Source organism: Streptomyces sp. NPDC015171 (genome assembly GCF_043079545.1).
Taxonomy (GTDB): Bacteria; Actinomycetota; Actinomycetes; order Streptomycetales; family Streptomycetaceae; genus Streptomyces.
In genome coordinates, this window is sequence record NZ_JBIBUO010000026.1 from 74,708 (window position 1) to 83,684 (window position 8,977).

Genomic DNA, 8,977 nt, shown 5'->3' on the forward strand with positions numbered 1-8,977 from the left:
GCCGATGACATGTCATCGGCGCGGCAATGACACCGCGCTGAAGTGGCTTCACCTGCACGGGAGTTCGAGTGCTTCCCTGTGAGCTATCGTGACGGGGTGCCTCGCTCGATTCTGATCCACGACGGCCAGACCGCCCGCGATATCGGTCTGGTGTACTGCTGCTCCGGCTACCTCGTCGAGCGTGGCAAAGTGCTGCTCGTACACCACAACCGCTTCGATAAATGGGTTCCGCCAGGCGGTCATATCGAGCCCGGGGAGTCCTTCGCGGGCACGGCGGTGCGCGAGTTCAAGGAGGAGACGGGGCTGCTGGTGGAGGCGATCTCCAGCCAGCCATCCATCCACCCGGCCGACCACAACGCCACTCCTGAACCCGTGCCGTTCTACGTGGACATCGAGCGCGAAGGCTTTCCGACGCCAGCGCTGGTCCAGTTCTTCTACGTCCAGCGGCAGCCGGGCACCCGGGAACAGGCCGTGGAGGCGCAGCTCGAAGAGGTGCACGGGGCCGCCTGGTTCGGCCTGGAGGACCTCGACACCCTCAAGACCTTCGACCAGGTCCGTTCCCTGGCGCGGTTCGCCCTTCTGAACTACCCGCTGGCCGGGGAGCGCGCCACGTCATAGGCGGCGGCCTACCGTCCCGCGAGGCGATACCCGCCGGCCCCGTCCACCGTGCTGGCCAGCAGCAGCCGAGCCGGAGCTCCACCGAAGGCCGCGGAGACGGCCTGGTTGAGGCGCTGAACGTACTTGGGCACCGAGGACGGCGCGACGTAGAGCTTCGCCGCGATCCGCTCGGTCGACATTCCCGCCTCGGGGGCGTCGTGCACGACCTTCACCACGTCGAACAGGCGCTCCGACAGCTCACACGCCACGCTTCCTTCGCTGTCGCGTGCCCCGAGGAGGACGGTCCGGCCCGGACCGAGGGCGACATGGACGATGACCATCTCGGCCGACACCTCGCTCGCGTCCTCGGAGGTGGTGTCGGCAAGGTTCATCCGGGCCAGACGCTGCATCGCTTCCTCGTAGGCCGACACCGTGTAGTACGCGGCCCGGATGGTGGCGCGCTTGCCCGAGGCACCCGGCTCGTTCCACAGCCCGGCCTCCGGGTCCCACAGGTCGTTCATCAACTTCCACGCCTTGGCGAGGCGGGGATCGCGCGGGCTCGCGCCCGCCCGGATGGCGGCCTGGGTGCACAGCGCGTACGCCATGTGCTCCCAGGCCGTGCCCTGCACGTCCTTGTCGTCCTCGACGAACTCCTCCCACCGGTGGTGGTTGCGCAGCAGCCACTGGCCGGCCTCGTCGACCACGTCGGACAGCCGCTTGTGCTGCACCGGGCCGTGCACCCCGCCCACCTCCCGCGGGACGTCCCGGTAGGCGGGCTCGCCGCCGGGCCCAGTTCCCGCACAGACGGCCGACAGCGCGAGCAGGCACAGCGCGGTCTTGCTCGGGCTCGGGTCGGTGTCGATGTAGGTACGCCACCCCCATGCCCCGCTGGGGCGCCGGTGGTAGAGCAGGCCGTGCACTCCGTGGTCGATCAGCGGTTCGACGCGCTCCAACAGGCTGGTGGTCTCCACCCCGCCGGGTAAGAGGAGTCTGGGGCCGAAGTCGTGGAGGGCGTCTCTGAGCTCGGCAAGCCGGTGCACCACCAGGGCGGTCTGGTGCAGCGAGGTGTCGTCGAGTCCGAGGACTTCGGGCCACCCGTCGTCGACCTGGTGGTCCTCCAGCCAGCCGACGCACCAGGCCGCGGTCTCTGCGACGCCGTTGTGGTGGAAGAAGCGCGGGTGGGACAGCAGTCCGGCCAGGCCGAAGGCGATGAACCGGGTGTGCTCGCCACGACCGCCTTTGGGCCGAGGCCGCGAGTGCTCCGGGATGGCGCCGGTGAGGAAGTCGAGCCCTTGGCGAACCGGCTGTCCGGCGATGCCGGCGGCCCGCAGTATCGGCAGGACCTCGCTGGTGTTGACGATCGACGAGACCGAGGTCAGGGTGAGGCCCCACCCGCCGTCGTATCCCTGGTTGTTCAGCAGGGTCCGGGCAGCCTCGCTTGCTCTGGTCTCGAACGCCGCGAGCCCCACGTGCACGCTCTTCATGATTCGCCTCCGCCGCCGAACGACCCAGACCGCCGGTCGGACCGTACCCAACTCGACTAGAGACAACGCGCGTTCAAGGGTCACGGCGCTACCCGGCGCTCAAGGCCGTACGTTGTTCGGCGCGAGGCTGGTGACACCGCGGTGTGGCTTGGCGTAGAGGAGATCGTCACCGACCAGGTAAGCCGCGTCCCCCTGGTCCACCCCACCTAACCACGAGGACGACCGGTGACTGCTCGGGGGAGTCCGAACCTCAGGTCGTCAGGGCGCCGAGCGGAGGGGCAACCGAGCACCCTCCGCCTGGCTTCTCCGCTAGCCTTGCTGCCGGTCGCCTACTTGGGCTGGAACGAGGCCGGGAGAGAAAAAATCGTGGTGAAGGTTCTTATCGCCGGTGGCGCCGGTTACATCGGCAGCACTGTGGCCTCGGCCTGCCTGGACCAGGGCATCACCCCTGTGATCCTCGACAATCTCGTTCGGGGCCGCCGCGAGTTCACCGAGGGCCGTACCTTCTACGAAGGCGACATCGCGGACGGCGCGCTGGTCGACCGGATCTTCTCGGAGCACCCGGACATCTCCGCCGTGGTGCACTGCGCGGCGCTGATCGTGGTGCCGGAGTCCGTCGCGGACCCGATCGGCTACTACGAGGCGAACGTGGCCAAGAGCCTGGCCTTCGTCAAGCACCTGCACCGCAACGGTTGCGACCGCATCATTTTCAGCAGCTCAGCCTCCATCTACCAGGCCGAGGACGGTTCGCCCGTCAACGAGGACTCACCGTTGGCGCCGCAGAGCCCGTATGCACGGACCAAGGCCGTGTGCGAGGAGATGTTCGCCGACATCGCCGTGGCCGGGCCGCGCGTGCTGTCGCTGCGGTACTTCAACCCGGTCGGGGCCGACCCCAAGCTGCGTACCGGACTCCAGCTCAAGCGGCCCAGCCACGCCCTGGGTGTGCTGATCCAGGCGCACCAGGAAGGCCGTCCGTTCCCGATCACCGGGACGAACTACCCGACGCGCGACGGCAGCGGTATCCGGGACTACGTGCACGTCTGGGATCTCGCCGCGGCCCACATCGCGGCGATCGAGCGCTTCGACTCCATCCTCACGGGGTCGAAGCGCTCGATCGCGATCAACCTGGGCACCGGATCAGGCACCACCGTCCGGGAGCTGTGCGCCGCGTTCAACAACGTCGTCAGCACCCCCCTGGCCACCATCGACGCTGACCCGCGGCCCGGTGACGTCGCCGGCGGCTACACCAAGAGCGACAGGGCGGCCGAGCTGCTGGGGTGGACGCCGAAGCTGTCCCTGGAGGACGGCATCCGCTCCGCCCTGGACTGGATCCCGGTGCGCGACGACCTGCTGAAGGACTGATCCCTCCCTCCCGCCTTCACTCCTCCCGGGCCCTCGAGCCCGGGAGGAAGCCGGCTTCGAGAGCGAGCAGGTGTTCCAGGGCGGGAGCGAGCCACGCGGTGTCCCACCGGTGGTCCGCCCGTGCGTCCGGGTAGGCGTCGTGGGGGATGCCGAGCGCTTCGAGGAGCTGGCGGCCGGCAGTCCAGTCGGCTTCCAGGGTGCCGATGCCCCCGAGCGCGATGCGGCGAGCCCCTTGGAGGGCTTGGGCGTGGCGGCGCAGGTTCTGCCGTACGTCGTACTCGTCGAGCGGTGCGGGGCTGCCGGCGACGTCCACGAGCTGTGGGTGGGGCGGCCGGTCGCTGAGCAATGAGGCGTCCCAGACGCTGGCGACGGCGAAGAGGTCGGGGTGACGGGTCAGCAGGTTGAGGGCGGCGAAGCCTCCCTTGCTGAATCCCAGCAGGTGCACCGGAGGCTGGGCCTGCGTGCCGAGCAAGGCCAGGACCGTTGGTACGACCACGCGGACGAGGTGGTCCTCCTGCTGGCAGTCGGCCCGGGTGGCGTGGTTGACCAGCCAGGGCGACTCGCTGAACGTCGGTGCGGCGAAGACGGTCCCCTCGCGCAGGTGAGCCGGGAGCCGTCCGATTTCGGCGAGGCTGTGGCCGTACTTGCGCCCGTCGCCGTTCTCGACGGGCAGGGCGAGCACAACCCTGCGCACCCGCTGCTCGGGCCAGATCACGGTGACCTGCGTGCCGGGCTGTTGGAACGGGCTGTCCAAGAGGACCAACCGGGTGCCCGCGGGCAGGGGGTCGGCGTCGTGGACGTGCGCCTGGCTGTGTGGGGGTTCATGGGCGGAGGGCGGCGACGGCATCGTGGTAGGTCTCCCAGTTGTCGCAGTTGAACCGGAGGTCGTCCGGCCGGAGCGGCAGCGCCGTGAGGTGGTTTCCGGCGGCGATCCAGCGCCGGATGGCGTCGATGAGGTAGAGCTCGCCGCCCGGTCGGGGCGGGCACGCGCGCAGGGCCTTGAAGACGAACGGCCCGAGCACCCAGCGCGCTGCGCAGGCGTACACCCACTGGGCACCGGCGTGGTCCAGGAGGTCCCTGCCGAAGGCGACCGCAGCTGGCCCGGGCCCGGGCGCGTCGGCCGCGCCCAGGAGAGTCTCGTGCGCAGGGATGCTGTCCGCGGGGAAGATGCGGGTCAGGACGGAGCAGTCCGCCGTGCCGGAGACGAGCCGCTGGAGCGGTGTCTGACTATCGGCGGCGCCGCGGATCAGGTTGTCCCCGAATGCGAGGACGAACGGTTGACCTTGGGTCCATGTCTCGGCGGCGAGGACGGGGGCGCCGGGGCCGGCGCTGTCCTCTTGGACCCGGTAGGAGAAGTCCATGCCGTACGCGGCCCCGCTGCCGAAGTAGGCCGGGATCTGCGGCTTGCGTGCCGAGATCACGAACAGCACCTCGGTGGTCCCGGCCGCGCGCAGCTCGTGGACGAGGTGCTCGAGGATCGGCATCCGCCCGACGGGCAGCATCTCCTTGGGAAGGACGCGGGTGATCGGGGCCATCTTGGTCCCGGCCCCGCCGGCGGCCACGACCGCCCTGGTGAGCGTGCGCGACATGACGTCCCTCCTGTCAGGCACCCGGCGTGGCCAGCCAGTCGAGCCAGGTGCCGTAGACGTCGCAGTGGGCCACGATGTCCGAGCGGCTCTCGCCACCGTCGTGGCTGGCCATGATCATGCGGGGGGTGGCGTTGCCGAAGTGGCCGATGGAGATCTCGTGCAGCGGGCGGCGCCGGCTCAGCTCGGTGAGGGTGTCGACGAGGCGTTCCCGGCCGCCCGGTGAGCCGAAGATCTGGTAGATCGACCACGAGAAGACGAGGACCAGGTGCTGGTCGTCGGGGGTATCGGCGACGAGGTCGGTGAGGTGGTCCTGGGCGGTGCCGGCCAGGATCTTCGGAGGTGTGCGGGCGGCCAGCGCCAGGGCGGAGTTCAGGGTGCGCATCCGGCCGGTCTGTTCGGGCCAGGTGAGGCTGACCAGCCACTCGGTGGCCACGGGGTCGGTGACGTCGACCGGATGCGGTTCGATCCCGACCGGAGATGCGAACCGCTCTGGATCGAGAGTCAGGGGCGGCGTCCCGCCCTTGATCTCGCAGTGCAGGACCGTGTCCGGGTCGCTGCCGGGCAGGGTGAGCCGGTGCCCGTCGTAGTCGTAGGTGTAGCGGTCCCAGAGCAGGGCCAGCCCGGCGCTGGCGCCCACGTCCACGATCCTGATCGGCCGGCCGTCGTCGAGCTGCTGCTGGAGCGCGGCGAAGGCGGGCAGCAGGACGGTGCAGCGGTTGACCTCGTTGGTCTGGACGGCCCGGGTCGAGATGATCTGCCGGATGGCTTCGGCGTGGCGGCGGCAGAAGTCCGTCAGCAGGTCGGCGGCTCGGTCGTCGGTCAGGTCCTCGCGGCCGGTGAAATAGGGGGCGAGCGCGTGCTTCACGCCGCGGCGGAGGATGTGGTGCACGGCCCCGAGCAGCATGTTCGGGGCGGGCTGTCCCGGCCGGGTGAGGGCCGCGAGGTCGAGCAGCTCGGGGGTGCGGGCGATGGCACGTGACAGGGTGGCGTACAGCGGGGACGGGCCCGTGGCCTGCTGGTCGGCGAATCGCCGGAAGGTCTCGGCGAGCTGGGTGTGGTCGGTCATCGGGGGGCCTCCTCAGATGATCGTGTAGCCGGAGTTGGCGAGCTGCTGCACGGCACCGAGGCTCTGGCCCCGGCGGGCCCACCACTTCTCTTCCTCGGCGGCCATGGACGCCTGCGCCTTGGTGATGACGGCCGCGACCTGGTCGCGGGGGATGATGACCGTGCCGTCCTCGTCGCCGACCACGACGTCCCCCGGGGTGATGCAGACGCCGTCGATGTCCACGGGGACGTTGACCGCACCGTCCTCCTGTCCGGCGGGGTAGTCGAAGTTGAGCGGGGTGGCGCCGCGGGCAACGGTGGGGAAGGCGATGCGGCGCAGTTCAGCCAGGTCGCGGACCATGCCGTCGACCAGGACCCCGGCGATGCCCCGGGTCTGCATGTGCGCGGCGGTCACCCCGCCGAAGCAGGAGCGTTCCTTGCCGCCGCCGGCCGCGACCACGACCACGTCGCCGGGCTGCGCCAGGTCGATCGCCGCGCGGCGCACGGTTACGTCCGGGCCCTGCGCCGTGACGGCGCTGCCGCACAGGACCAGGCCGGGGGTCTGAAGGCGCAGGCAGTGGGAGAGGGCGCCGGTCTTGCCGAGGGCGTCCACGATCGAGGCGACGGGGATCCGCGACAGGTCGGCGATCTCGCTGCGGTCGGGGCGGACGATGTCGGTGTGGATCTCGCGTACGGGCATGGTCGGTGCCTTTCGTTCAGAGGGACGGGGTGTCGGAGAGCTCGCGGAGCGGCGCCAAGTCCTGCGCCATGAGGTCGTCGGCCGACAGCGCGCCGGCCTGGTCTGCGTCGAGGGCGGCGCGGGTGGTCCGGCACAGCAGATGGGCGATGGACTGCACCAGGGCCGCGAGGACGAAGTCGTCGACGCGCGGCAGCCGGAAGCCACGCGCCCCGGCCCCGGAGCGGCTGGAGCCGTCCCGGTGCAGGAGGAACGGCCGGGTGCCTGCCGCGGTGGCAGCGGTGACGGCCTCGCGGGTCGTCCTGCCGGCCGAGTCGTAGGCCAGGAGGAAGACCACGTCTTCGGGGCTGGCGCTGCTGAGCTGGTGGCGGACGCCGTGGGCGGGGTCGGGGTGGTCGTTGAGGATCGCGCTCATGTCGGCCAGCGACGGATCGCAGACGACGAGCGGGGGCTGTACCCCGTCGACGCCGAGCGGCGCGTCCCAGCGCAGGTTGTGCGCGAAGTGCTCGCCGACGAGAGCGAGCGGCCCGCCGTCCGGGCACAGCACGTAAATCCGGCGCCGGTTGCGGATCGCGTCCCGGGCGGCCTCGGTCGCCTCCCGCAGGAAGGCCCCCAGCAGTTCGGTGTCCACCGCGGCCAGGGCGTCAAGGTGCCGCTCCGCTCGGGCCGGCAGCGGCTCCGTGCCAGGGCCGAGCGCGGTGGCGGCGGCCAGGGTCAGCACGGTCAGCATGGCGTCCTCGCTGATCTGCTGGTCCGTGGTTCCGGTCGCCCAGACCATGCCGCTGGCCGGCTCCATCTGGGCGCCGTCGCCGCCCACCAGCGCCAGCACCGGCACGCGGTGTTCGGCGCAGAGCCGGACGGCCTCAAGGATGTTCGCCGACCGGCCGCTGACGCTGGCGACGATGACCAGGTCCACCCGGCCGATGCCCCTGGCGAGCGACCGCGCGAAGGCCGTCCGGTACTCGTCTCGCTGCGCGGTGTAAGCCAAGGTCGCCGGGCTCATCATCGCGTCGTTCACCGGCACTCCAGCCTGCGCGTGGAGCTGCAGGAGGGCCGAGCGGACGATCGCCGAGGAGCCGCCGTTGCCGAAGGCACGGATCTCGCCGCCGCCGGCAGTGGCCTTGGCCAGCAGGCCGACGGCCTCGGTGCCGCCAGGGAGCATGCGGCGGACGGCTTCGCCCACCTCGGTCACGTAGGCGTGGGCGAAGTCCTCGTACACAAGCGTGGTCACGATGGGTCCTTCCTTCGTCCCTCAAGCGGGCCCGGCAGGGATCATCCAGGGCTCGACTACGGGCGGAAACTCGATGTCGAACAGGCGGCTGGCCGGGCCCAAGGCCGCGGGCAGGTCCTGGCAGTCGAGGCGGCAGTCGACCGGCCGGTCCCCGGACGCCGCGTCCGCGTCCCCGGCGCGAACGTGATCGGCGGGCAGGTGGAACCTGCGCGCGATCAGCAGCGCCATCCGGTACTTGGTCATGCCCTGCTCCGCACTCCAGTGGGCAACCGAGCCCAGGCACTGCCCTTGCAGGAGGGCACCGGCGAGCCGGCGGCACACCTCGGCAGCCTCGTCCACGTGCGTGGGGTAGCGGACACACACGTCGTCCAGCTCGACCGGGGCGCCGGCAGCGACCTGGCGGGCGATCTCGGTCAGGTTCGTCTCGGCCGCGAACCGCACGGGCCCGTACAGCACGGGCAGCCGCAGGATCGCCGCGTCCGGGCAGTCCCCGCGCACGGCGTGCTCGGCCAGCAGCTTCCACCGGCCATAGGCGTTCAGCGGATTCGGGAGGCTGTCGGGCCGGTAGGGCGGCGCCGTCCCGTCGAAGACGTAGTCGCTGGAGATGTGCACCAGCTGGGCCCCGCACCGGCGAGCGCCCTCGGCGATCAGCCGGGCCGCATCCACGTTTCCCGCGCGAGCCCTCTCCGGTGCACTAATACTGCAACGGTCTTTGCTGTGACGGTTGGGCAGCTGGTTCGTTGGTCTGCTCATGGGTGGGGAACCGTCTGATGTTCGGTCGTGGGCGGGTGAACTGAGGGCTCTGCACGAGCGGTTCGTTCACCGTTTTGCAAGGTCGGAGCCGCGCGCATCGGCGCTGGCGTATATGCGCGGGCTGGTCGCTCCGCTGGAGCGGAAGAACGGCTGGACGCTGGCGGAGGAGGCAGGTCATGCGGGTCCGGACCGAATCCACCGCCTGTTGAACCGGATCGAC

9 protein-coding genes and 1 pseudogene are annotated in these 8,977 nt (G+C 70.7%); 3 read left to right on the top strand and 7 right to left on the bottom strand.

Annotated elements, in window-relative coordinates; genetic code table 11:
* The first annotated feature begins 96 nt into the window (after window positions 1-96).
* Window positions 97-618, top strand: coding sequence for an NUDIX hydrolase (locus ACF073_RS38535; protein ID WP_392076166.1), 522 nt, complete (start codon window positions 97-99; stop codon window positions 616-618).
* Between the two features lie 8 nt (window positions 619-626).
* Here the strand turns inward: ACF073_RS38535 and ACF073_RS38540 are convergent, their stop codons facing one another.
* Complete coding sequence (locus ACF073_RS38540; RefSeq protein WP_392076167.1) at window positions 627-2,081, bottom strand: hypothetical protein; 1,455 nt, start codon at window positions 2,079-2,081, stop codon at window positions 627-629.
* 366 nt (window positions 2,082-2,447) lie between these two features.
* Here ACF073_RS38540 and galE point away from each other — a divergent pair, with 366 nt between their 5' ends.
* Entirely contained in the window at window positions 2,448-3,443 is a 996-nt protein-coding gene (gene galE / locus ACF073_RS38545; RefSeq protein ID WP_392076168.1) for a UDP-glucose 4-epimerase GalE, read from the top strand.
* A 16-nt stretch (window positions 3,444-3,459) separates the two neighbouring features.
* Here galE and ACF073_RS38550 read toward each other — a convergent pair whose 3' ends face one another.
* The 6 genes from ACF073_RS38550 to ACF073_RS38575 are packed head-to-tail and all read right to left on the bottom strand — an operon-like array spanning window position 3,460 to window position 8,757.
* On the bottom strand, window positions 3,460-4,290 hold the full coding sequence (locus tag ACF073_RS38550; RefSeq protein ID WP_392076169.1) for an alpha/beta hydrolase-fold protein: 831 nt from the start codon (window positions 4,288-4,290) through the stop codon (window positions 3,460-3,462).
* Window positions 4,265-5,032: a sugar phosphate nucleotidyltransferase gene (locus ACF073_RS38555; RefSeq protein ID WP_392076170.1), complete on the bottom strand. Its 768-nt coding sequence runs from the start codon at window positions 5,030-5,032 to the stop codon at window positions 4,265-4,267. Before ACF073_RS38555 ends, ACF073_RS38550 begins: the two co-directional genes overlap by 26 nt.
* Window positions 5,033-5,045: 13 nt before the next feature.
* Window positions 5,046-6,098 carry a DUF2332 domain-containing protein gene (locus tag ACF073_RS38560; protein ID WP_392076171.1) on the bottom strand — a complete coding sequence of 351 codons (1,053 nt, stop codon included), beginning with the start codon at window positions 6,096-6,098 and terminating at the stop codon, window positions 5,046-5,048.
* Window positions 6,099-6,110: 12 nt separating this feature from the next.
* The gene (locus ACF073_RS38565) at window positions 6,111-6,776 is read right to left on the bottom strand and encodes an RraA family protein (RefSeq protein WP_392076172.1); all 666 of its coding nucleotides are present in this window, start codon (window positions 6,774-6,776) and stop codon (window positions 6,111-6,113) included.
* 16 nt (window positions 6,777-6,792) lie between these two features.
* Window positions 6,793-8,004, bottom strand: a complete 1,212-nt coding sequence (locus ACF073_RS38570; protein WP_392076173.1) for an SIS domain-containing protein — start codon at window positions 8,002-8,004, stop codon at window positions 6,793-6,795.
* Between the two features lie 21 nt (window positions 8,005-8,025).
* A complete protein-coding gene (locus ACF073_RS38575) occupies window positions 8,026-8,757 on the bottom strand; it encodes a sugar nucleotide-binding protein (protein WP_392076174.1) in 732 nt (243 codons plus the stop codon).
* Between ACF073_RS38575 and ACF073_RS38580 the strand changes: the two are divergent.
* Window positions 8,756-8,977 (top strand): annotated as a pseudogene (locus tag ACF073_RS38580) (IS701 family transposase); the annotation flags it as partial. The gene ACF073_RS38575 and the pseudogene ACF073_RS38580 sit on opposite strands and share 2 nt — an antisense overlap.